23 protein-coding genes are annotated in these 21,223 nt (G+C 70.7%); 12 read left to right on the forward strand and 11 right to left on the reverse strand.

Annotated elements, in window-relative coordinates; translation table 11 throughout:
* Positions 1 to 19: 19 nt before the first annotated feature.
* From BIU91_RS06555 to BIU91_RS06570, 4 genes are all read right to left on the reverse strand, one after another.
* Positions 20 to 1,057 (reverse strand): hemolysin family protein, encoded by a 1,038-nt coding sequence (locus tag BIU91_RS06555; RefSeq protein ID WP_027465832.1) that lies wholly within the window; start codon positions 1,055 to 1,057, stop codon positions 20 to 22.
* Positions 1,054 to 2,454: a hemolysin family protein gene (locus BIU91_RS06560; RefSeq protein ID WP_071404734.1), complete on the reverse strand. Its 1,401-nt coding sequence runs from the start codon at positions 2,452 to 2,454 to the stop codon at positions 1,054 to 1,056. Before BIU91_RS06560 ends, BIU91_RS06555 begins: the two co-directional genes overlap by 4 nt.
* A gap of 156 nt (positions 2,455 to 2,610) precedes the next feature.
* A complete protein-coding gene (locus BIU91_RS06565; protein ID WP_071404735.1) occupies positions 2,611 to 3,693 on the reverse strand; it encodes an NADH:flavin oxidoreductase/NADH oxidase in 1,083 nt (360 codons plus the stop codon).
* A 9-nt stretch (positions 3,694 to 3,702) separates the two neighbouring features.
* A complete protein-coding gene (locus BIU91_RS06570) occupies positions 3,703 to 4,335 on the reverse strand; it encodes an HAD family phosphatase (RefSeq protein WP_071404964.1) in 633 nt (210 codons plus the stop codon).
* Between the two features lie 24 nt (positions 4,336 to 4,359).
* Between BIU91_RS06570 and BIU91_RS06575 the strand changes: the two genes are divergently transcribed.
* Together BIU91_RS06575 and BIU91_RS06580 are read left to right on the forward strand one after the other, a co-directional pair.
* On the forward strand, positions 4,360 to 5,220 hold the full coding sequence (locus BIU91_RS06575) for an ADP/ATP-dependent (S)-NAD(P)H-hydrate dehydratase (RefSeq protein WP_071404736.1): 861 nt from the start codon (positions 4,360 to 4,362) through the stop codon (positions 5,218 to 5,220).
* Positions 5,221 to 5,815: 595 nt separating this feature from the next.
* Positions 5,816 to 7,513: a phosphatase PAP2 family protein gene (locus tag BIU91_RS06580; RefSeq protein WP_071404737.1), complete on the forward strand. Its 1,698-nt coding sequence runs from the start codon at positions 5,816 to 5,818 to the stop codon at positions 7,511 to 7,513.
* A gap of 51 nt (positions 7,514 to 7,564) precedes the next feature.
* On the opposite strand, the gene BIU91_RS06585 is transcribed toward BIU91_RS06580, so the two are convergent.
* Positions 7,565 to 8,062 carry a MarR family transcriptional regulator gene (locus BIU91_RS06585; RefSeq protein WP_071404738.1) on the reverse strand — a complete coding sequence of 166 codons (498 nt, stop codon included), beginning with the start codon at positions 8,060 to 8,062 and terminating at the stop codon, positions 7,565 to 7,567.
* 96 nt (positions 8,063 to 8,158) lie between these two features.
* On the opposite strand from BIU91_RS06585, the gene BIU91_RS06590 reads away from it, so the two are divergent.
* Positions 8,159 to 9,085, forward strand: coding sequence for an EamA family transporter (locus BIU91_RS06590; protein WP_071404739.1), 927 nt, complete (start codon positions 8,159 to 8,161; stop codon positions 9,083 to 9,085).
* Between the two features lie 4 nt (positions 9,086 to 9,089).
* Here BIU91_RS06590 and BIU91_RS06595 read toward each other — a convergent pair whose 3' ends face one another.
* Together BIU91_RS06595 and BIU91_RS06600 are read right to left on the reverse strand one after the other, a co-directional pair.
* Positions 9,090 to 9,761 carry an HAD-IB family hydrolase gene (locus tag BIU91_RS06595; protein ID WP_071404740.1) on the reverse strand — a complete coding sequence of 224 codons (672 nt, stop codon included), beginning with the start codon at positions 9,759 to 9,761 and terminating at the stop codon, positions 9,090 to 9,092.
* Positions 9,758 to 10,705 carry an NADP-dependent oxidoreductase gene (locus tag BIU91_RS06600; RefSeq protein ID WP_071404741.1) on the reverse strand — a complete coding sequence of 316 codons (948 nt, stop codon included), beginning with the start codon at positions 10,703 to 10,705 and terminating at the stop codon, positions 9,758 to 9,760. The genes BIU91_RS06595 and BIU91_RS06600 overlap by 4 nt, the downstream gene beginning before the upstream one ends.
* Positions 10,706 to 10,911: 206 nt before the next feature.
* Between BIU91_RS06600 and BIU91_RS06605 the strand changes: the two genes are divergently transcribed.
* From BIU91_RS06605 to BIU91_RS06645, 9 genes are all read left to right on the forward strand, one after another.
* The gene (locus BIU91_RS06605; RefSeq protein ID WP_071404742.1) at positions 10,912 to 11,502 is read left to right on the forward strand and encodes an AAA family ATPase; all 591 of its coding nucleotides are present in this window, start codon (positions 10,912 to 10,914) and stop codon (positions 11,500 to 11,502) included.
* A gap of 32 nt (positions 11,503 to 11,534) precedes the next feature.
* Complete coding sequence (locus tag BIU91_RS06610) at positions 11,535 to 12,302, forward strand: ATP-binding protein (protein WP_071404743.1); 768 nt, start codon at positions 11,535 to 11,537, stop codon at positions 12,300 to 12,302.
* A gap of 37 nt (positions 12,303 to 12,339) precedes the next feature.
* Positions 12,340 to 13,818, forward strand: a complete 1,479-nt coding sequence (locus tag BIU91_RS06615; protein WP_071404744.1) for an MFS transporter — start codon at positions 12,340 to 12,342, stop codon at positions 13,816 to 13,818.
* 12 nt (positions 13,819 to 13,830) lie between these two features.
* Positions 13,831 to 14,475: a thioesterase domain-containing protein gene (locus BIU91_RS06620; protein WP_071404745.1), complete on the forward strand. Its 645-nt coding sequence runs from the start codon at positions 13,831 to 13,833 to the stop codon at positions 14,473 to 14,475.
* Between the two features lie 45 nt (positions 14,476 to 14,520).
* A complete protein-coding gene (locus tag BIU91_RS06625; protein WP_071404746.1) occupies positions 14,521 to 15,369 on the forward strand; it encodes a helix-turn-helix transcriptional regulator in 849 nt (282 codons plus the stop codon).
* The gene (locus tag BIU91_RS06630) at positions 15,366 to 16,193 is read left to right on the forward strand and encodes an MBL fold metallo-hydrolase (protein WP_071404747.1); all 828 of its coding nucleotides are present in this window, start codon (positions 15,366 to 15,368) and stop codon (positions 16,191 to 16,193) included. Before BIU91_RS06625 ends, BIU91_RS06630 begins: the two co-directional genes overlap by 4 nt.
* 130 nt (positions 16,194 to 16,323) lie before the next feature.
* The gene (locus BIU91_RS06635) at positions 16,324 to 17,295 is read left to right on the forward strand and encodes an AvrD family protein (protein WP_071404748.1); all 972 of its coding nucleotides are present in this window, start codon (positions 16,324 to 16,326) and stop codon (positions 17,293 to 17,295) included.
* Positions 17,292 to 18,353, forward strand: a complete 1,062-nt coding sequence (locus tag BIU91_RS06640; RefSeq protein ID WP_084740770.1) for a beta-ketoacyl-ACP synthase III — start codon at positions 17,292 to 17,294, stop codon at positions 18,351 to 18,353. Before BIU91_RS06635 ends, BIU91_RS06640 begins: the two co-directional genes overlap by 4 nt.
* Before the next feature lie 79 nt (positions 18,354 to 18,432).
* On the forward strand, positions 18,433 to 18,678 hold the full coding sequence (locus tag BIU91_RS06645; protein ID WP_071404749.1) for an acyl carrier protein: 246 nt from the start codon (positions 18,433 to 18,435) through the stop codon (positions 18,676 to 18,678).
* 103 nt (positions 18,679 to 18,781) lie between these two features.
* Here the strand turns inward: BIU91_RS06645 and BIU91_RS06650 are convergent, their stop codons facing one another.
* From BIU91_RS06650 to BIU91_RS18840, 4 genes are all read right to left on the reverse strand, one after another.
* Positions 18,782 to 19,495 (reverse strand): NAD(P)-binding domain-containing protein, encoded by a 714-nt coding sequence (locus tag BIU91_RS06650; RefSeq protein WP_071404750.1) that lies wholly within the window; start codon positions 19,493 to 19,495, stop codon positions 18,782 to 18,784.
* A gap of 26 nt (positions 19,496 to 19,521) precedes the next feature.
* Entirely contained in the window at positions 19,522 to 20,151 is a 630-nt protein-coding gene (locus tag BIU91_RS06655; RefSeq protein ID WP_071404751.1) for a TetR/AcrR family transcriptional regulator, read from the reverse strand.
* Between the two features lie 103 nt (positions 20,152 to 20,254).
* Positions 20,255 to 20,596 (reverse strand): hypothetical protein, encoded by a 342-nt coding sequence (locus BIU91_RS06660; protein ID WP_071404752.1) that lies wholly within the window; start codon positions 20,594 to 20,596, stop codon positions 20,255 to 20,257.
* A 49-nt stretch (positions 20,597 to 20,645) separates the two neighbouring features.
* The coding region (locus BIU91_RS18840; RefSeq protein WP_216099650.1) for a DUF6611 family protein at positions 20,646 to 21,223 on the reverse strand (578 nt) is incomplete at its 5' end.

Genomic DNA, 21,223 nt, shown 5'->3' on the forward strand with positions numbered 1-21,223 from the left:
CGTCCGTCTGCCGGTGCGTCTACCGGCGTCGGGTCGCGTCCTCGACCTCGCCCACCAGTTCTTCGAGGATGTCCTCGAGGAACAGCACGCCGATCGTGCGGCCGTCCGCGTCGAAGGCGCGGGCCACGTGGCGCCCGGCGGCCCGCATGGTCGCGAGCGCGTCCTCGAGGTCCATCTCCGTGTAGAGCGAGATGAGCTGGCGGATGCGCTTCGGCGGCACCGGGTCGTCGAACTCGTCCGGACGCAGGTCGATGACGTCCTTCACGTGCACGTAGCCGGTGGGGGAGCCGTCCTCGCCGACGAGCACGTAGCGGGAGAACCCGCGCTGTGCTACGGCGTGCTCGACGTCGGCCGGGGTGGCGTCGTCGGGCAGGGTGACGAGTTCGGCCATCGGCACGGCGACGTCACGCACCTTCTTCTCGGTGAACTCGAACGCCAGGGCGAGCTTGCCGTCGTCGGTCAGGGTGCCCTCGCGGCGGGACTGCTCCACGATGGTCTGCACCTCCTCCACCGTGAAGGCGCTCACCGCTTCGTCCTTGGGCTCGACGCGGAACAGTCGCAGCACGGCGTTCGCGACCTCGTTCAGGCCGACGATGACCCAGTGCAGGCCGTGACCGATGTACCAGAGCGTCGGGACCAGCAGCAGCGCGGCGCGGTCCGGCATCGAGAACGAGATGTTCTTCGGCACCATCTCGCCGAACACCACGTGCAGGAACGACACGAGCAGCAGCGTGAACACGAAGGCCACGGTGCCGATCACCTCGGCGCTCCAGCCGGTCAGGTGCAGCGGGACCTCGAGCAGGTGGTGGATCGCCGGCTCGGACACGTTCAGGATGAGCAGCGAGCAGACCGTGATGCCGAGCTGGGTCGTCGCGAGCATGCGGGTGGCGTGCTCCATGGCCCACAGGGTCATCTGCGCGGCCTTGGAGCCTTCTTCTGCGCGCGGTTCGATCTGGGAGCGGCGTGCGGAGATGACCGCGAACTCGGCCGCGACGAAGTACGCGTTGCCCATCAACAGGACGACGAGCCAGAAGATGCCCCACCAGTCGGAGCTCATCGGGTGCTGCCCTTCGTCGTGGTGGCCGAGGCCTTCGTGGTGGTCGGGGTGCTCTTGGTGGACGGGATGATGATCGCGGTCGCCGCCGTGTCGGTCGACGGCCGCGTCGGGGTCCAGCGGATGCGGTCGATCCGACGGCCGTCCAGCCGCTCGACCCGGAACACCCCGCCGTCCAGGGGCACCTCGTCGCCGACGACGGGCAGGCGGCCCAGTGTCGACATGACGAACCCGCCGACGGTCTCGTACGGGCCCTCCTCGGGCACCTTCACGCCGGCGCGGTCCTCGAGCTCGTCGGGACGCAGCAGACCGGGGAAGGTCAGCCAGTCGCGGGAGCGGACCACGTCGATGCGGGCGCGGTCGTGCTCGTCGGAGACCTCGCCGACGATCTCCTCGATCAGGTCCTCGAGCGTGACGACCCCGGCGGTGCCGCCGTACTCGTCGACGACGATGACCATCTGGTAGCCGCGACCGCGGACCTCGGCGAGCAGGGTGTCGCCGGGCATGGTCTCCGGCACGCGTTCGGCGTCGGTCATGAGTGCCCCGACGGGGACCTCCGGACGCTTCTCGCGCGGCACGGCGACGGCCTGCTTGACGTGCACGATGCCGACGACGTCGTCCGCGTCCTCCTCGATGACGGGGAAGCGGCTGAAGCCGGTCTTGCGGGCGAGGGCGATGACGTCCTCGGCGGACTCGGACACGCGGATGGTGGAGAGCCTCGGGCGCGGGGTCATCACGTCGCTGGCGCTCAGCTCGGAGAACGAGATGGTGCGCTCGAGGAGCGTCGCGGTGTCCTGTTCGAGCGAGCCCTCCGACGCCGAGCGGCGCAGCAGCGAGGTGAGTTCCTCGGCGCTGCGCGCACCGGAGAGTTCCTCCTGCGGCTCGATGCCCAGCGACCGGAGCACGGCGTTCGCAGTGCCGTTCAGCAGTGCGACGGCGGGCTTGAAGACCGTCGTGAACGCGATCTGCAGCGGCACCACGAGCCTGGCGGTCTGCAGGGGCAGCGCGAGCGCGAAGTTCTTCGGCACGAGCTCGCCGAGGATCATCGACAGCAGGGTCGCGATGACGAGCGCCACGATCGAGCCGACGGTCTCGACGATGCCCTCAGGCAGGTTCATCGCCAGGAACGGCGCCTCGAGCAGCTTCGCGATCGAGGGTTCGAGCAGGTAGCCGGTCAGCAGCGTGGTCAGCGTGATGCCGAGCTGTGCACTGGACAGGTGCGTCGAGGTGACCTTCAGCGCGCCGATGACCGGCGCGAGGCCGGCTTCACCGCGGTCGCGCCGCGCTTCGACGTCCGCGCGGTCGAGGTTGACCAGCGCGAACTCGGACGCGACGAAGACACCCGTGCCGAGGGTCAGCAGGATGCCGCCGATCAGCATGACGATGTCGATCGGACTCATGATTCACCCCCGTTCGCGCACAGGGATGACGTGCAGCTCACCGAGTGAGCGGCGGATGAGTGAGGCGAAGAACTATTCGGGGGATCGTCCACAGTGCTGCCAATCGTACTGCCTGCGCGGTCGCTGAACCGTGAATCCGTACAGAACCGACCGCGCCTAGGCCGTGATCCGCGCGCGATGGTACTGCTGCGGCTCGTAGTCGACCGGCACGCGGAGTTCGACGGCGGCACGGAGCGCGAACGACGGGTCGCGGAGCATCTCGCGACCGATCATCACGACGTCGGCCAGGCCGGTCGCGACGATCTGCTCGGCCTGGAACGCCTCGGAGATCATGCCCACGGCGATCGTCGGGATGCCGGCGTCGCGCTTGATCGCCGCAGCGTGCGGCACCTGGTAGCCGGGGCCGACCGGGATCGGCGCGCTCGCGACGTTGCCGCCGGTGGACACGTCGGCCAGGTCGGCACCGTGCTCCGCGGCCCAGCGGGCGACGACGGTGGTCTCGTCGAGCGTGAGTCCGCCGTCGACCCAGTCGGTGGCCGAGAACCGGACGACGATCGGGAAGCCCTCGCCGACCTCGGCGCGCACGGCGTCGACGACCTCGAGCAGCGCGCGGGCACGGTTCTCGAGCGAGCCGCCGTACTGGTCGGTGCGCTGGTTGCTCAGCGGTGAGAGGAACTGGTGCAGCAGGTAGCCGTGGGCCGCGTGGACCTCGACCAGGTCGAACCCGGCCTCCACCGCGCGGCGGGCGGACTGCGCGAAGGCGAGGGCGACCACGCGGATGTCCTCGACCGCGAGCTCGCGCGGGACGTCGTAGCCGTCGAAGGCCACGGCCGACGGCGCGACCGTGGTCCAGCCGCCCTGGTCGGCGGGCACGGTGCCGTGCGTGGTGTCCCACGGGCGGTAGGTCGACGCCTTGCGGCCGGCGTGCGCCAGCTGGATGCCCGCCGCGGCACCCTGCTCGTGCAGGAAGTCGACGATCGGCTTGAACGCGTCGCGCTGCTGGTCGTTCCACAGCCCGAGGTCCTGCGGGGTGATCCGTCCCTCGGGCACGACGCCCGTCGCCTCGACGACGACCGCGCCGGCGCCGCCCTTGGCGAACCCGCCCAGGTGCACGAGGTGCCACGGCGTCGGGACGCCGTCCTGCTGGTCCACCGAGTACTGGCACATCGGGGAGACCCAGATGCGGTTGCGGACGGTCAGGTCACGGACGGTGATCGGGTCGAACAGGGCGTGCGTCACGCGGGCTCCTCAGAGGACGGGTGCCGGCGCCTCGGCCAGTTCCGTCAGGAACGACCGCAGTGACGCCGGCGACGTGTAGTGGTGGCCGACCGCCCCGATCGCTTCCGCACCGGTGGCGTTCTCGGCCCTGTTGTCCACGAACACCATCTGACCCGGGTCGATTCCCAAGCGCGCACAGGTGTCGCGGTAGATGGATGCCGCGGGCTTCAGGACGTGCCCCTCGGCGCTCACCACGACGGTCTCGAACAACGAGCCCATCGGGGAGCGGCGGTACGGGTCGCCGAAGTCGAAGCCCGCGTTCGAGAGCAGGGCGACACGGGTGCCGGCGTCGTGCAGCTCCTCGACGATCTCGAGGGTCTCCGGCTCGACCTCGAACCACCCGGTGAAGTCGATCGCCCAGAACCGGTGGATCTCGGAGATGCTCCAGGTCCGTCCGGTCCGTTCCGCGATCGCACGCCAGTACGCCACGACGGACAGGTCGCCGCGGTCCAGGTCGTGCCGGAGCTCCTGGTACACCGGGAACAGCTCGTCCGCCGGGACCCCGGTGGCGGCCACGAGGGCGTCCCGCGAGGCGTGCGGCGTCCGGCTGATCACCTCGCCGTAGTCGAAGACCACCACGCGACCAGGCAGGAACAGGCTCATGTGCTCCACCGTAACGTGGGGCCGGTGAACGACTTCGTGCCCGTCCGACCGTCCGATGCCGCCGCGTGGGTCACCGCGCCGACGGGGGAGTCCACCAAGTACCGCCGCGGGGTCCTCGGCATCGCGACCGGGTCCGACCAGTACCCCGGCGCCGCGGTGCTCGGGGTCGACGCCGCCGTGCACACCGGCGTCGGCATGGTCCGGTACGTCGGACCCGCACGCGCCACCGACCACGTGCTCACCCGCCGCCCCGAGGTCGTGTCCGGCGTCGGTCGGGTGCAGGCCTGGCTCGTCGGCTCCGGGATCTCGGCGCCGACGCTCGGTGAGCTGGACGAGACGACGGCGGCGGGCTTCTCGCACGCGTCCGACGACGGCGTGCCGGTCGTCGTCGACGCCGGGGCGATCCCGCTCGTCGACCTCGGGCCGCTCGCCGTGCTCACCCCGCACGCCGGTGAGCTCGCTTCGTTCCTGGGGGCCGATCGCGCCGAGATCGAGCAGGACCCGGCCGCCGCAGCGCTCCGTGCGGCGGAGCAGACCGGCAGCGTCGTGCTGCTCAAGGGGGAGCGGACCCACGTGGTCACCCCGGACGGGTCGGTGCGGCTCGTGGCGTCCTCGGCGACGCCGTGGCTCGCGGCGGCCGGTGCCGGGGACGTGCTGGGCGGGGTGCTCGGGGCGCTCGTCGCCGCGAGGCAGGGCTCCGTCGAGACGGCCGGATCGTCGCTCACGCCGTCGGACCTCGCGCACCTGGCCGCGTCGGCCGCGGTGGTGCACGGGCTCGCGGCGCGGCGGGCGTCCGGCGGCGGACCGTTCCCGATGACGACGCTCATCGCCGAGCTGCCGGGGGTCGTGCGGGACCTGGTCGTCGACGGCGACGCGCGCGGCTAGCGGTCGGTGCGCGTGCACCTTCCGACGATCCACGAGGGGATCGACGCGTGTTCTGTCGAAGGATGCGCACGCAATGGATTCGTGCGCATGTTCCGACGGGACACCGCGGGTTCGACAGGTGCAAGGTCGCAACATGCGCACGCATCAGCCAGCGGGTGCGGCTCCAGGACGCGACGACCGACGGACTGGAGGCGCGGTGCCAGCCCGCACCGCGCCTCCAGTCCGTCTCGTCAGCCGTCTCAGGCACGTGACCGGCCAGACGGGGGAGGCGAAGGCCGCGGTCTCGCGGCGTCGCTGTTGCACCCGTCGGCGTCCGTGGTGAGCAACAGCAGCGAGTACGGCAGCGGTTCACGCAGGTGCCACTTCCGGTTCACGGGCCTGCGCCACGCTTCTGCTCTGTGTCACCGAATCGTGTGACCACGCCCCGAGTGGAGAGAACGCCATGCGCCGGTTCCTGATCGCTGTTCCGAGACGTCGGGCCCGTACGGTGCTGGGGGTCCTGGCGGTGGCGTGCGCCGTGTCCTTGATCGCTCCGGCGGGAGCGTCCGCGGCGACATCGCGGACCGCGCCGCGTCCAGGGGCCTACGGGTACTTCGTGGACACCTACAAGACGAACACCCCTGCTGCCACGACGCCGGAGACGAACGCCGCGACCGGGGTGCTGTCGCAGTTCGGCACCCTGTGGCGCCCGGGATCGTCGTGGGACAACGGGGTCGCAACCAGTGCCGCAGCGCAGCGGATCCTGGACTCGAACATCGCGCAGGCAGCGCGGACCACGCAGACCCGCACGGATGCGCAGGGGCACGAGGCGTACCTGATCGACCGACGGAACCAGAGCTACTCGGCCATCGCGGGTTTCGGTGACCTGTCCGACGCGGTGCGGACCGCGACGAACGCGGGCACGACGATCCCCGACGAGATCCCGGCGGACGCCACGACGAAGCAGTACGTCGACCAGGGCAACGCGAAGGGCTCGTGGGCGGACACCGATTCGGAACTCGGCGACGTCGTCCAGCTGGTGAACACGCTGCGTGGCGACTACTCCTCTGCCAGCAACGCGAAGAAGTACTACCAGTACGCACGGCCGTACCGGCAGAGCCAGGACGTCAAGGTGCTGCCGCAGCTCGTCCCCGAGAAGTCCCCGACGCCCGCCACCGACGGCGGGTTCCCCAGTGGACACACCAACGCCGGCTACCTGGCCTCCCTGGCGTTCGCGTACGCGTACCCGGAGAAGTACACCGAGCTCCTCGCCAACGGCTCGGAGATCGGCAACAGTCGGATCGTCGCGGGGATGCACTCACCGCTCGACGTCATGGGCGGGCGGGTCCTGGCGACTGCGCTGGCAGCGGCCATCCTGGACGACCCGGCGAACACGCAGCTCGAGCAGCAGGCGCACCAGCAGGCGGAGAAGGTGCTCACCGCTGCCGGCCCGAGCGCTGTCGATCGGTACGCGGACTACGCAGCGGACAAGAAGGACTACCGCGGGCGTCTGACGTACGGGTTCACGCGGACCGGCACGAAGACGATCCCGGCCACGGTGCCGAAGGGTGCCGAGGCGCTCCTGCGGACCCGCCTGCCGTACCTCAGCGACGCCCAGATCCGAGAGGTGCTCCGGACGACCGCGCTGCCGTCGGGCTACCCCCTGCTGGACGACGCGGAAGGGTGGGGGCGCCTCGACCTCTTCTCGGCAGCGTCCGGCTACGGAGCGTTCGACAGCGCGGTGAGCGTCTCGATGGACGCCGCCGAGAAGGGACTGGACGCCGCCGACACTTGGCGCAACGACATCGGCGGGACCGGGTCACTGACCAAGCGGGGGACCGGCACCCTCACTCTCGCCGGCTCGAACCGCTACACCGGCGGCACCGTCGTCCGCGGTGGGACGCTGATCGCGGACTCCGCTGCTGCCCTGGGCAAGGGGTCGGTGACCACTGTCTCCGGCACGCTCGCCGAGGCCAGCACGAGGGTGATCCGTATCGGCGGCAACCTGACGCAGCGCTCGCACGCCGCCCTGTCGCTGAGTGTCTCCGGACCCCGTCCGGCCCTGCGCGTCGAGGGCACGGCGTCGTTCGGCGGAACGCTGCGGGTGCACGTCGCCAAGGGCACGGCCGTGGCGAACGACCTGGTCCTGATCGCGGCGGACCGGATCGCGAAGGGTTCGAGCTTCAGCAGGGTCCGCGTCGCCGGCCTGCCCGCCGGGTACGAGCCCGTGGTGCAGCGCCACGGCAACGAACTGCACCTCGTCAACGCCAACGCGACGAAGCACGGCCACGGCCGGGGCCACGGCGCCGCCTGAAGCGGAGCGCGTCAGGTCGGCTGCGAGTGCGGCCGGCACGACGGACTGTGCTCAGGCCGCCCCGTCACCGAGGCCGAGCAGCAGCTTCCGGAGGAGCCCGGCCAGCTGCTGCTCCTCGTCGCTGCTCAGGGTCCCGAGGAGCGCCCGTTCGTTCTCGACGTGCCGGGCAAGCGCCGCGTCCACCACCGTCAAGCCGTGATCGGTCAACGTGACCAGCACGCTCCGTCGGTTCGCGGGGTCGGTCTCCCGCGTGACGTAGCCCTTCGCGACGAGCCGGTTCAAGCGGTTCGTGACGGCGCCCGAGGTCACCATCGTGGCGGCGAGCATCTGTCCGACGGCCAGCCGATGTGGCGATCCCGAACGTCGGAGGGTCGCGAGGAGGTCGAACTCACCCGGCAGCAGGTCGTGCTCAGCGAGGACGGCACCGACCCTCCGGTCGAGGATCGCTTCGGCGCGCCCGATGCGCCCGATGACGGCCATCGCGCGGACGTCGAGGTCTGGTCGTTCCCGGCCCCACTGGGCCAGGACTCGATCGACGGCATCCTCCATCGGACCACTCCTTCACGCTGAACTGTTTGACGCGAGCCTATCGGGGCCATATTGTCTCAACGTTGAGAAGTTCAGCATGAAGGAAACGAGGCTCCGATGGCCGATCGCTCGCTGTCCACGTCGGCGGCGGCCGGCCTCACGCTCAGCGCGGCATTGGCGCCGATCGTGTGGGGGTCGACCTACGTGGTCACCACCGAGCTCCTGCCCGCCGATCACCCGATGACGGCGAGTGTCCTGCGTGCGCTCCCCGCAGGCCTGCTGCTGCTCGCGCTCCGGCCGGGAGTCCCACCGCGGGGCTGGCGCCTCCGGACGTTCGTGCTCGGCATGCTCAACATCGGGTGCTTCTTCCCGCTGCTGTTCGTCGCGGCCGACCGGCTGCCGGGTGGCTTGGCGGCCATCGTCGGTGCGCTCCAGCCGCTCGTCGTCGTGGCCCTCACCCTGGCGCTGCGGTGGGGACGGCCCGCGATCACCCACGTGGTGTGGGGAGTCGTGGCCCTGGTGGGCGTCGCGCTCGTCTCCCGCAGCGGAGGTGCCGTGTTCGACGTGCTCGGGCTCGCGGCGGCGGCGCTCGGGACCGTGTCCATGGCGTTGGGGCTCCTGCTCACTCGTCGGTGGGGCACCCCGGAGGGCACACACCCCCTGACCTCGACCGCATGGCAACTCATCGTCGGGGGCGTGGTGATCGCCCCGCTCATCCCGATCGTCGACAGCGGGCCGTGGCAGCCGACCGCCGCCGGGTACGCGGGGTACGCCTGGCTCACGCTCGTCGGTGGAGCCCTGGCCTACAGCGTCTGGTTCCGAGGCGCACGGGCGCTGCCGTCGGCCCGGATCGCGTTGTTGGGCGTCCTCAGTCCGTTGACCGCTGCGGTGCTCGGGTGGGTCGTCCTCGGCCAGGCGCTGTCACCGCTGCAGATCGTCGGCTTCGTCGTCGCGCTCCTCGGTTCCCTGGGTGGGCAGCTCGGACGAGCGGGCTCTCGGGGGCCTTCTTCCGAGACGCTGAGCCGTCGAACGCCTCGGTCGTGATCCGTCAGTCGTCCAGGAGCAAAGTCGTCCAACCCCTTCGCTCTGCCAAGCACCACTCGGTGCTGCCAGGCACGCCACAGATCACGGGCTCGCCGACGAGTTCCAGGAACGGCACGTCCGACAGGTGGTCGCCGTAGGCCGCCGACGCGGTCAGGTCGATGTGCTCCTCGTCCGCGAGCTGCTGGATGGCATCCGTCTTCCGGCTGCCGATCATCGGGACGTCAACGTCGCCGGTGAAGACCCCGCCGGCCACGGACATGCTGGTGGCGAGCACGTGGACGGCTCCGAGCTGCTCGGCGAGGTCGTCGAGCAGCAGCGGCACGGAGCCGCTGACGAAGACGACGAGGTCGCCTCGTTCACGGTGCCGATGCAGCTGCTCGAGCGTCGACCGATGGAAGTACGCGGCTGCCCGTTGGGCACACCAGCGCGCGATGAGGTCCGCGAGCTGGTCGCGGGAGCGGCCGCGCCACCATGAGAAGTAGTGGCGGTTCGCCGCTTCGCGAGAGACGCCGTCCTCGACCTGCATCCGCCGGAGTACGTCGATGAACTCGTCGGCACGCTCGCCGCTGCCCTGCTCGATGGCGTCGAAGTGCAGGAGGTCGAACATCGTGGTGGTGCGCGTGAGGGTGCCGTCGACGTCGAAGAACGCGGCACGACGCAGGAGCCGCTCGGTCACGCCAGGGCGGCGAAGTCGAGGACGATGCGCCCCCGGACCCCGCCCAGTCCGAGCCGCGTGTGGGCGTCGTGCGCTCGCTCAGCCGGGACGACGTCGGCGATGCGCGCGGTGAGCACGCCGGCGTCGATGTGTTCCGCGATCTGCCGCAGCTTCTCCGACTCCTGCGTGTAGTCCGAAACCATGATCGGGTGGGCGACGATCCCGCGCGGGATCGGTTCGTCCCACCCCCTGAGCGGGACGAAGTGTCCGCCGTCGCGGATCGCGGGGAACACCGCGCTCGTCTGGACCGCAGCATCGACGACGGCGTCGACACCCTGGGGGACGAGTGCTCGCACCTCGGCGGCGAACTCGTCGCCGCGGGGGACGACGTAGTCAGCGCCGAGGGACTTGACCAACTCGACGTCCTCGCCGCGGGCGTCCGCGATCACGGTGAAGCCCTCGTGCTTCGCGAGCTGCACCGTGAAGCCGCCGGCCGCACCAGCGGCGCCGGTCACCGCGAGTGTTCCGTGGCGCAGCTCGGGCAGCGAGTCCAGCGCGAGTCGTGCCGTCAAGGCGTTCATCGGGACAGCCGCTGCTTCGTGCAGGCTCAGTCGTTCCGGGCACCGCGTCACCGACCGTGCGGGGACGACGACGAACTCGGCGTACGCGCCCGAGACCAGAGGGGCGTCGACCACCGCCATGACGCGATCTCCGGTGTTCCAGCCCACGACGGACTTGCCGACCGCGTCGATGATGCCGGCGGCGTCCATGCCGGGAACGAACGGCGGGGTGCGTTCCTGGAGGACCGCGCGGTAGAAACCTGCCCGGAACGCGAGGTCCGTGGGGTTGACGGCGGCCCCGTGCACGCGGATGCGCACTTCGTCCGCTGCGGGGTCCGGGCAGGGGACCTCGTGCAGTCCGAGGACCTCTGGTCCGCCAAAGGAAGTGGTGCCGACGAGCTTCATGCGTCCATCCAACCCGGGGAAGCCGCTCCGAACCAGGTGCTCTCACCACCAGTCGACGCGATCCGGGATGCATGAACCGGGTGGTTGCACACCCCGGATAACGCAGCCCTGTCGGGGGAGCGCGGAGGTCGTTGACCATCGGAGTGCGGACCGGCGAGGGGGCCGGTCCGCACCCACGACGATTCGACCTCGACGACAGGAAGTGCATGCGACTCGCGATCACCGGTGCGTACGGCTCGGGCAAGTCCACCCTGGCCAAGGCCGCCGCGGAGCGCTTCGGACTCCAGGCCGAGGCACTGCCCCCGATGCAGGACCCGTTCGGCTCCCGCAAGGCGGCGACCGGCTGCAGCCCGGCACAGCTCGTCGAGCTGGTGGTGCGACGCCTGATCGAGCGCAGCGCACGCGAGTCCGGTGACCTCTGGGTCTCCGACGGGTCGCTGGTGCACGACTGGGTCTTCGCGAAGACGCTGCTCCTGCACGGGGTCGACCCGGATGCAGCACCGCGCCCGACGATCGCGGGTCGCGGTCTCGTCAACGGGCTCCTCGAGCCGTCCCGGCGAGCCGTGCGGTCCTCGCTGCACGATCGTTACGACGTCGTGGTGCACCTGCCGATCGAGTTCGCCATGACCGAGCCGGCACCTCCGGTGTCCGAGTCGTTCCGGACACGGTCGGAGGAGTACCTGGCCGAGGAGCTTGCTCTTGCGGGGCTGCGACCGAAGACCGTGACCGGCTCCGTCGAGGACCGCCTCGAGCAGATCGCGGCGCTCGTCGCCGTGCCCACCGCCACCGCCGCCTAGTCCGCATCCACCCCTCACCGAACGGAACCCTCATGCAAGAGAACCTGAAGCTCGCCATCTCCGGCACCTACTCGACCGGGAAGAGCACGACGACCGAGGCCCTGTCCATCGCGACGGGGCTGCCGAGGACCCATGCGATGACGTCCCGGGAGATCCTGATCGACCTCATCCCGGGCAAGACCGTGATGGACCTCAACGCCATGGAACTCATCAAGCTCGGGCTCCGGCGGTTCGAGGAGCGGGTCCACAACGAATCCGGACCCGGCCCGTTCATCTCCGACGGTGGGGTGTTCCACGAGTGGGTCTACTTCGAGGCACGCATGCGTGTCGGCATCAACCCCGGCGCACCGAAGTGGTTCCAGGCGGTGAAGAAGGTCACCGGCCTGCCCGTCAAGCACTTCTACCAGCGGTACACCGACACCCTCGGGGACGTCACCCGCTCCCGGGCGAAGCGGATCTACGACGCGTACGTGCACCTGCCCGTCGAGTTCGACATGCACAAGGACGGTCACCGCCCCGTCTCCGAACCCTTCCGTCGACTCTCCGACGATCTGCTCATCGAGGCCCTGCAGGACCTCGGGATCCCGTACCACGTGGTCGGTGGTCCGATCCCGGAGCGGGTGGACCGGATCATCGAGCTCTTCGACATGCCGCAGGTGGTTCCGACGGCCGAGGCGATCGAGCTCGCTCAGGCCCGGGTCCGCGCGGCGACCGACGTGCTGGAGCAGGACGCGCGCTTCCACGAGGCACAGCGGCAGAAGACCTTCGGCCGCCAGCTCAAGTACGCCCTCCGCTACTGACACCGCCACCAGCTCGCACCCCTCGAAAGGACCGACCATGCTCACGACCGCGGAAACCGTCCGGAACGGCGCACGGGTGACGAGCCCGGCACTGCTGCTCGCACTCCTCGCCTTCGCTCAGCTCATCATCGCGCTCGACTACAACATCGTGTTCGTCGCCCTGCCCGTCATCGGAGAGGGACTGCACTTCTCGGAGTCCGCCCTGCAGTGGGTGGTGAGCGCGTACGCCGTCGCCTTCGGGGGGTTCCTGCTTCTGGGGGGCCGTCTCGCGGACCTCATCGGGAAGCGGCGGGCGTTCGTGATCGGCCTCGCGCTCTACGCCGTGGCGTCGTTGGTGGGTGCCGTCGCATCCGATCCGCTCGTCCTCGTCATCGCGCGCGCGTTCCAAGGACTCGGCGGGGCGTTCCTGTCCCCGGCCACGCTGTCCCTGGTGACGACCAGCTTCCCGGAAGGGCGCTCCAGGAACACTGCGATGTCCGTCTGGGCCGCAGCCGGCAGCACCGGCATGGTCCTCGGCTCGCTGCTCGGCGGTGTCCTGACCGGCAGCTTCGGTTGGGAATCGGTCTTCACGGTCAACGTGGTCCTGGCCGCGGTCGCGATCGTCGGTGCGTTCCTGCTCATCCCCGCCGATCGGCGATCGGTGGCCGCTGGTCGGCCTCGACTGGACGTCCCGGGTGCCGTCACCGGGACGATCGGTGTCCTCGCCGTCGTCTTCGCGCTGGTGCAGGCACCCGAGTCCGGGTGGGCGGCGCCGGTGACCTTCGTGCCGGGCGTGGTCGGCATCGTGTTCCTCGTGGCGTTCGTCCTGGTGCAGCGTTCGACGCGTGAGCCGCTGGTGCCCCTGACGCTGTTCCACTCGGGCAACCTCGGCGTCGGAACGTGGGTGACGTTCCTGTTCATGGCCACCTTCGGTGCCATCCCGTTCTTCCTGACGATCTACCTGCAGCAGCAGCTCGGTTTCTCGCCGTTGGTGACTGGGCTGGCGTTCATCATCCCTTCGGCGTGCGTGCTGATCGGGGCAACGTGGGCTGGTCGGCTCGGCAACTCCCATGCCCCCCGGTCCGTCCTCGCCGTGTCCTTCACAGTCGGTGCCGTCGGGACGGCGGCGCTGGCTGCCGGGTTCGCTGCGGGACTGTCCCCGTACGTGCTCGTGGTGCAACTGGTCGTGCTCAGCATCGCCCAGGGCGTCGTCTTCACCACCATGTTCACCCTCGCGACGAGCGGCGTGCCCGGGGAACACCAGGGCACTGCGTCCGGAATCGCCACGGCTGGGCAGCAGGTCGGCGGCGCCGTCGGACTCGCGCTCCTCGTCCTCGGGTCGTCGGCCGTGGCCGACGGAGACCTGATGGGGCAGATCGTGGTCGCTACCTTCCTCATCGCCGCCGGGCTGGTGATCGGTGTGCTCGTGTCGCTGACGGCGTCACGTCGACGGTCCGTGGTCTCGGCGGAGGACGCAGCCGCGGACGGCATCGCGGCTTCTCCGGTGACCGCGGGTGGACCCGCGGCCACCAGCTGAGGACGTCCGCACGTGGGGGCTGCGTCGGGCCGTTCGCTGCTGTACTTCCACCACGCCGGCGGTCTGGCCACCGTGCCGAAGGGAGTCCGGGCAGCGGCGACCGCCGCCGGACTCGAGCAGGTCACCGCCGTCGGGTTCGAGCGCGCTGCCCTCGGCACGACCTGGGCGACGATCGAGATGCTGGCGGCGCTCTCGGTCCGCGCCGTGCAGGAGGCGCTTCCCGGCGCGCTCCTGTACGGCCACAGCATGGGCGGCCTGATCGCGTTCGAGGTCTGTCGGCAACTCGCCGCGGTCGGGTCACCGATGCCGTCCGCGCTCGTGCTCGGCGCGACCGCACCGCCTGGCGTGCTCCCCGCGACGAAGGACACGTGCTCGATCCTCGGGACCGAGTCGTCCGGTCGCGCGGCCAGCGTCCGGACCCGAGCCGGCATCGACCGGTCCCGCGCCTACGCACCACGGCCCGTTCCGATCGGCGTCGCGGTGCACGTGGTCTGTGGGAGGGACGACGAGATCGTGACGCCGGAAGCCATGGAACGGTGGTCGGATCTGGGATGTGAGACGCTCGCCGTGCACGCGATCGACGGCGCCCACCTGTTCCATCAAGCCGCGCACGAGCAACTCACCGAGGTCCTCGTCGCGATCGCCCGATCCGGTTAGAGTTGCCCGTCGCAACACCATTCGTCGACCATCAGGGGGGTCTTCATGCAGGATGACGCGGGCGTGATCGTCGCGGAGAGTGAACACGGGCAGGGGCGACGGGCGTGGTTGGGGGAGTTCCTTCGCGCTCGACGAGAGGCACTGCAGCCGGAGGACGTCGGGCTCCCGCGCTCGGCCCGCCGTCGGACTCCCGGACTGCGCCGCGAGGAGGTCGCCGTGCTCGCGAACGTCGGTGTGAGTTGGTACACGTGGCTCGAGCAGGGGCGGGACATCGGTGTCTCGACGGTCGTCGTCGATGCGATCGCCAACGCGCTCCGGCTCGAGGGCGCTGACCTCGAGTACTTCTACGAACTCACCGGCAAGGTGCCGGCGTCACGCCGAGCCGCGGCCGACGACCTGAAGGGCTCGCTCGAGCGCATGCTGTCGAGCATCCAGGACATGCCTGCCTACGCCGCCGACCGGTACTGGAACGTGTTCGCGACGAACGAGCTCGCGGCGAAGACCTTCCAGACGCAGGTCGGCACCAACTGCCTCATCCGGTACTTCACCGACGAGGACTACGCGACGCACTACCCGCATCGTGACCTCGCGGCCCGGATGATGGTCTCGCAGTTCCGTCGGCAGGCGACGGCCTTCGCCACCGATCCGATGTTCGAGTCGATCGCCACCGACCTCTCCGAGCGCTCGCCGGAGTTCCGACGGCACTGGGGGGAGCACTCCGTCGGGCAGGAACCCCACGTCGCGACGGTGTTCGACCATTCGCTCGGCCGGATGTCCTTCGAGACCGTGGTGCTCACACCCGCTGTGGGTGGAGACGACCTGATGCTCTTCCTGTACTCGCCGTCACCGGCCACCGCGCCGGCGACGATGGCTGTGCTCGAACAGATCCGATGATCGACGAGCGGCGCCGAGCCCCGGCCCGGGTGCGCTCGCTGGAGGTCGGTGACGTCCGGGTGACCTCGGTGCCGGACGGCCGCATCCAGTTGCACCCCGCTGGCTGGTACGGGCGATCGGAGCCGCCGAGGCCGGCCGCCGAGGTCCGACCACTCCTCGACGTCGACGGGTACCTGGTCGCATCCGTCGGATCGCTCGTCATCGAGTCCGGCGACCAGGTCATCGCGCTCGACACCGGACTCGGCCCCGTCGACGTGCCGCGTGGCCGAGGGCGCCCAGCGATCGGCCGGATGACCGGCGGGACACTGCCCGTCGAGTGGCAGGCCGCTGGCTTGCCCGAGCCGACGCAGGTGGTCATCACCCACCTGCACGAAGACCACAGTGGCTGGTGGAGCAGCGATGCCCCGTTCGGTACCCGTCTCCGGAGCCTCCCGACCACGGCCGGTCGCCTCGACCTCGAACGGAGTGCCCTGGCGGAGCGATCGGACCGGTGGCAGCCGGCGGACGGCGGCGAGCAGTTGGCACCCGGTGTGACCGTCGTCCCGCTGCCCGGCCACACGCCGGGGCACATCGGGCTGCGGATCGAGTCACGGGGCAGGGTCCTGATCGCCTTCGGTGACGCCCTGCACAGCCCGCTGCAGGTCGGTGACCCCACGATCAACGCCTTCGTCGAGCACGACCCCGTCATGGCGATCACAACGAGGGCCGCGCTGCTCGACGAGCTGGAGCGTCACGATGCTCTGGCCTACGGCAACCACTTCGCCGACGTCGTGTTCGGACGGGTCGAGCACCGGCGATGGGTCCCGGTCGCCGAGTCAGGCTGATCGGTCGGGACGCGGCGACCGCATGACTGGTGGTGTTGCTCCCACCATAACCGACGCCTGGTCACGTCTTCCGTCACGGTGGATCGTGGTCCTGCAGGACGCCACTCCTCCACCGACAGGAGACCGAACCGTGACACCCGACACCATCGAACGCCACGAATCCATCGACGACCTCCTCGGCCCGGCAGCCGGACGGTTCTTCGGACTCGGCTACCGACTCACGGACCCACGACTCCGCGGCGCCGTGGTGCGGGCGGACGACACGACGTGGCGGCTCTCCGCCACCGCCGACGCGACCGCCGGCGCAGCCTGGTCGCGCAAGGGCGACGACGCGCAGGAACCACACCTCAGCACCACAGACCTGATGGTGTTGGGCATCGCGAGCGCCTACGAACTCATCGCTCAGGAGCTCGATGCCGAGTCGATGACCGCGTGCTCGATCGCCAGCATCGACATCCGGTCGCCGCGTCGCCCGATCGAGGGGGACCTCGCGGAGCTCCCGGTGACGGGACATGCACCCCGGGGCGCCGCGGCAACCGGCGGGGACGTGCCGATCACGGTCGACGTCGCCGGTTTCACGATCGCACTCGTCGTACGCCGGTCACGCACCGTGCCACCCGTTGCGGGCCAGGCGCGGGTCGAGGACCGCCCGGGCGACGGTGTGTACTGCGGCGTGTACCGCAGCCGCTCCCCGTTGGTCGAGGAGGTCGAGCTCGCCTGGGACGAGGCGCGCGCGACCGTCGTCGTGCCTCCGCTCGGCCGACGTCCCGCCGAGGAGCTGTGCGGCTTCGAGGCGGCGTTCCAGCCCGGCCTCAACCTCGTCGACACGTTCGTCGCGACTCTCCAGCTCGGACAGGTGCTGCTCTACCGACTGGACACGCTCGCCCGAGCTGAGAGCGACACGCTCTGGATGCGCCGGACGGTGATCACGGTCCCGGGGTCGCCGCACCCCTCGGTGCGGAGCGACGCGCGTGTCCGGCTGGACCGCGCACGCACGCTCGAGCAGGATGGCCGCTCCTGGCGCCTCGCCGACATCGTCGGGACCTTCGACACCGGTGTGCGCGTGTCGTGCTCCGTCGCGCACGTGGTCGGTGCCGCATGACCGCCCTCGACGAGATCGTCGTCGACGCGACGCCGGAGCGTGACCCCCACGCGACGACGACCCGAACGGTGCTGCAGGGCCTCGGAGGTGCTCTTCCGCGCCGGGTGGTGACGAACGACGACCTCGCCGCCACGCTCGACACGACCGACGAGTGGATCCGGTCGCGAACCGGTATCGGCGCGCGGCACCAGGTCGACCCGGGTACCTCGACGAGCGACCTCGCGGTCGCCGCCGGCCGACGGGCCCTGGAGAACGCCGGCGTCGACTCCGTGGACATGGTGATCGTCGCGACGTCGACCCCTGACCATCGGTGTCCCGCCACCGCACCTGACGTCGCGGCACGCCTCGGCCTGGGCACGGTACCGGCGTTCGACCTCGCCGCCGTGTGCTCGGGCTTCGTGTACGGGCTCGCGCAGGCTGACGCCCTGATCCGATCCGGCGCGGCCAGGCGGGTCCTGCTCATCGGAGCGGACACGTTCACGACCCTGGTCGACCCGGGTGACCGGGCCAACGCCGTCATCTTCGGGGACGGCGCCGGTGCGGTCGTGCTGGGTGCCGGTCAGGCATCGGACGCCGGCGCGCTCGGGTCCGTCACCCTCGGCTCGGACGGCACCGGACTCGATCTGATCCGGGTGGAGGCCGGCGGATCACGCCAGCCCGTCGTCGACCGGGGGGACCCGACGGCGTGGTTCGCGATGCAGGGCCGTGCGGTGTTCGCTGCCGCCGTGACCGCGATGGCGGACTCGTGCCGCTCTGTCCTCGACGCCGCCGGATGGGCCGTGGACGACGTCGACCACCTCGTGGCGCACCAGGCGAACCGGAGGATCCTGACCATGGTCGCCGCTTCGATCGGCGTTGCCGCCGACCGAGCCGTCCTGCACCTCGACCGCGTCGGCAACACCTCGGCCGCGTCGATCCCACTCGCCCTCGCCGCGCATGCGACCGAGATGCGGACGGGGGCCCGGGTCCTGCTGACCGCGTTCGGCGGTGGGGCGACCTGGGGTGCCGGCACACTCACGTGGCCGACCCTCACCGCTCCGGTCATCGACCTCGTTTGAGGGGTCCGACCACGACGTTCCACCCCATCGGCTTCTCGCGCAGCGGGGGCCGGCTCACCCGACCAGGAAGGCCACCGTCATGACCGCAACCGTCCCCTCTGCCGAGACCCTCGTCGAACTCATCCGAACGAGTGTCGAGGAACTGTCCCACGTCAGCGGCGTCGACAAGACGTTCGAAGAACTCGACCTCGACTCGCTCTCGATGGTCGAGATCGCGACCATCGTCGGGCAGACCTACGGTGTCCCGCTCGGCGAAGAAGAGGTCGTCGAGGCCGGTAACTTCATCACGCTGACCGAACTCGTGCAGGCGCGCGTCACGGCGTAGCCCTGACGGAGAGACCGCCTGATCGGATCAGGCAGGCGGACGGCCTCGCGTGCACCCCCTGTGCGCGAGGCCGCTGCACGCGGTCATGCGCAGGGGTGACGACTCAGAACTGCCGGTTCGCCACATCCGCCCGGTGCGACACCGCCAGTATGTCCCGCAGCCGCTCGGCCGGCAACGGTGCTCCCCGATCCGCCAGGTAGTCCGCCACGAACCCCTCGGCACTCGCCGCGTGGATCCCCGTGTACGCCCCGGACTCCGGCTCGAAGCGCCACGAGTCGGCCAGGGTGCCGGCGTCCACGGTGTCGAACCCGAGCAGCTGCACGAGCTCGCCGACCACGGCCTTGGCCTGCTCGTCGTCGCCCGCGATCGGCAGTGCGGTGCGGGGCGTGGAGCCGGCGAGGTTCGGGATGTGGTGCGCGACGATGTTGTTGAACGCCTTGACGATCCGCGTGCCGGGCAGGAGCGTCTGCTCGTACTCCGCCGTGGTCGTCGCGAGGCTGTCGAGCTGCTCGATCCGGCCGTCGCGACCGGGGTAGTAGTTGCCCGTCGACAGCACGGTCCGCCCGGCGAAGGCGTCGAGGTCGGGGGCGAGTGCCGGGTAGGCGGTGAGCGGGATCGCGAGGACGGGCACGTCGCCGAACTCGACGGCCTGGCGCACGGTGCCGGCCTGGGCGTGCGGGCCGAGCTCGGCGACGAGGTCCTGCAGCGACTCCGGGCCGCGCGAGTTCGCGATGAGGACGTCGAGGCCGGCGGCGACGGCCAGGCGTGCGATCGCGGTGCCGATGGCGCCGCTGCCGATGATGCCGATGCGGTTCATGTGGTGCCCTTTCAGGGAGGTGGATGTCAAGGAAGAAGCGGGGCTTCCCAGCCCCGCCGCGACAGCGCGGAGAGCGCCGCGGACGACGATTCGTCGGCCATCGCGGCACCCCGGACCCAGCTGGTCGCCAACGCCGCGAGGAACAGGTCCTGCGCGCGGACGTCGGCACGCGCACGACCGGAACGCTGGGCGGCGCGGAGGAACTCGTCCGTGGTGGTGATGAACCCCTGGCACGTCAGGGCGAGCGGTGACGAGTCGGACGACGCGGCGGCGCGGAGCGGATCGGGCAGCCCGTCGAACGTGCCGGCCCACTCGGTGACCGCGTCGAGCCAGCCGTGCAGGGCGTCGCCGGTGTCCACGGAGCCGTCGCGCAGCGCTTCGCGACGCGCCACCAGGTGCTCGTCGCGCGCGGCGAGGAGCTCGGCGAGCAGGGCCTCGCGCGTGGGGAAGTGCCGGTACAGGGTGCCGGCGCCGACGCCGGCCCGCTTGGCGATCGCGTCGAGCGAGCCGGTCACGCCGTGCTCGGCGAACGCGCGCTCGGCGACCCGCAGGATGTGGTCCCGGTTCCGCAGCGCGTCCGCGCGCGCGGGACGCGGCGGACGCGGGGAGTGCGGTGAACGCGGGGCGTGCCCGGCGGCAGCGGTCTGCTCGGGCATGGCGGGCCTCCAGGCTGTGGGTCAGGAACCGGAGAGGCTCTCCGGAATCACCACAGTACAGGAGACCCTCTCCGTTTCGTCGCGGAAGCGCGACGCCCGGGCGTCAGGACTCTTCGGCAGCCTCCGCCGCGTCCGCCAGGTCCGACCGCGTGTTCGCGTGGATCGGCTCGCTGTGCCCGAAGGTCTTCGCGGCGGCGCGCAGCCGCCCGACGAACTCCCCGTTGTCCATCTCGAGTTCGTCCTCCTCCGCGTCCTCGATGACGATCTCGCTCGACGGCCCGATGAGGATCTTCGTGGTGGTCATCGTCCCGTCGTCGGCGACGGCGGGCACGTCGACGGTGTCCGCTCGGTCCCCGCCTGCGAGGGCCGCGGCGTACTCGATCACGGCGTCGGCGACGTCGTCACCGACCAGGATCGTGGTGGCGTCGTAGTGGATGTGCTTCATCGCGTACTCCTTCCCGGACCCATACAAACGCGCGGCGCGGGAACCGGCTTCAGGATGACCGCTGCACGCGGTGGTCCGGGTCCGGGGACTCCAGGGCGTTCCACACATCGCCCCAGATCAGCTCGAAGTCGACGGGGCGGATGCGGTCGGCCCGGAGCGCCTGCTCCAGGATCGACAGCGCGTCCAGGGAGCCGGTGAGCAGGCGTTCGTCGCCGTGGACCTCGCGGCGGCCGTCGCCCAGGAACGTCGTCACGGTGACGGACCGCACCCGTGGTCGCAGCGAGCGGGTGGCGCGGGCGAGGACCGCGAAGCCACCGCCGTAGACGAGCAGCGCGGTGGTTGTCCCGACGGCGGGGACCGAGACGGCGAGCACCAGGGCGGCGAGGGCGACGACCGCCCCGACGGCCGGCCAGACGTGCCAGGCACGCAGCAGCAGGCGCTCGCCGGTGGTCGTGCCGGGCGGGAACACGATGAGGGTCCGCGAGCTCCACAGCGTCCGCCCGACGGGGCGGATCGTGTACCGGCCCCACAGGTGGGTGCCGTCGAGCAGCCGGGTGCGGACCGGCAGCGCGACGGTCATCGACCCACCGGCGCGAGTTCGGTGCGCACCGGCTCGAGTTCCGCCCG

The sequence above is a fragment of the Curtobacterium sp. MMLR14_002 genome (genome assembly GCF_001864975.1).
Lineage (GTDB): Bacteria > Actinomycetota > Actinomycetes > Actinomycetales > Microbacteriaceae > Curtobacterium > Curtobacterium flaccumfaciens.

Excerpts from the sequence above, each read along its gene's own strand:
- BIU91_RS06555 (WP_027465832.1), bottom strand. The coding sequence starts at position 1,057 with ATGAGCTCCGACTGGTGGGGCATCTTCTGGCTCGTCGTCCTGTTGATG.
- BIU91_RS06560 (WP_071404734.1), bottom strand. The coding sequence starts at position 2,454 with ATGAGTCCGATCGACATCGTCATGCTGATCGGCGGCATCCTGCTGACC.
- BIU91_RS06570 (WP_071404964.1), bottom strand. The coding sequence starts at position 4,335 with ATGAGCCTGTTCCTGCCTGGTCGCGTGGTGGTCTTCGACTACGGCGAG.
- BIU91_RS06585 (WP_071404738.1), bottom strand. The coding sequence starts at position 8,062 with ATGGAGGATGCCGTCGATCGAGTCCTGGCCCAGTGGGGCCGGGAACGA.
- BIU91_RS06590 (WP_071404739.1), top strand. The coding sequence starts at position 8,159 with ATGGCCGATCGCTCGCTGTCCACGTCGGCGGCGGCCGGCCTCACGCTC.
- BIU91_RS06600 (WP_071404741.1), bottom strand. The coding sequence starts at position 10,705 with ATGAAGCTCGTCGGCACCACTTCCTTTGGCGGACCAGAGGTCCTCGGA.
- BIU91_RS06605 (WP_071404742.1), top strand. The coding sequence starts at position 10,912 with ATGCGACTCGCGATCACCGGTGCGTACGGCTCGGGCAAGTCCACCCTG.
- BIU91_RS06610 (WP_071404743.1), top strand. The coding sequence starts at position 11,535 with ATGCAAGAGAACCTGAAGCTCGCCATCTCCGGCACCTACTCGACCGGG.
- BIU91_RS06615 (WP_071404744.1), top strand. The coding sequence starts at position 12,340 with ATGCTCACGACCGCGGAAACCGTCCGGAACGGCGCACGGGTGACGAGC.
- BIU91_RS06625 (WP_071404746.1), top strand. The coding sequence starts at position 14,521 with ATGCAGGATGACGCGGGCGTGATCGTCGCGGAGAGTGAACACGGGCAG.
- BIU91_RS06630 (WP_071404747.1), top strand. The coding sequence starts at position 15,366 with ATGATCGACGAGCGGCGCCGAGCCCCGGCCCGGGTGCGCTCGCTGGAG.
- BIU91_RS06640 (WP_084740770.1), top strand. The coding sequence starts at position 17,292 with ATGACCGCCCTCGACGAGATCGTCGTCGACGCGACGCCGGAGCGTGAC.
- BIU91_RS06645 (WP_071404749.1), top strand. The coding sequence starts at position 18,433 with ATGACCGCAACCGTCCCCTCTGCCGAGACCCTCGTCGAACTCATCCGA.
- BIU91_RS06650 (WP_071404750.1), bottom strand. The coding sequence starts at position 19,495 with ATGAACCGCATCGGCATCATCGGCAGCGGCGCCATCGGCACCGCGATC.
- BIU91_RS06655 (WP_071404751.1), bottom strand. The coding sequence starts at position 20,151 with ATGCCCGAGCAGACCGCTGCCGCCGGGCACGCCCCGCGTTCACCGCAC.
- BIU91_RS06660 (WP_071404752.1), bottom strand. The coding sequence starts at position 20,596 with ATGAAGCACATCCACTACGACGCCACCACGATCCTGGTCGGTGACGAC.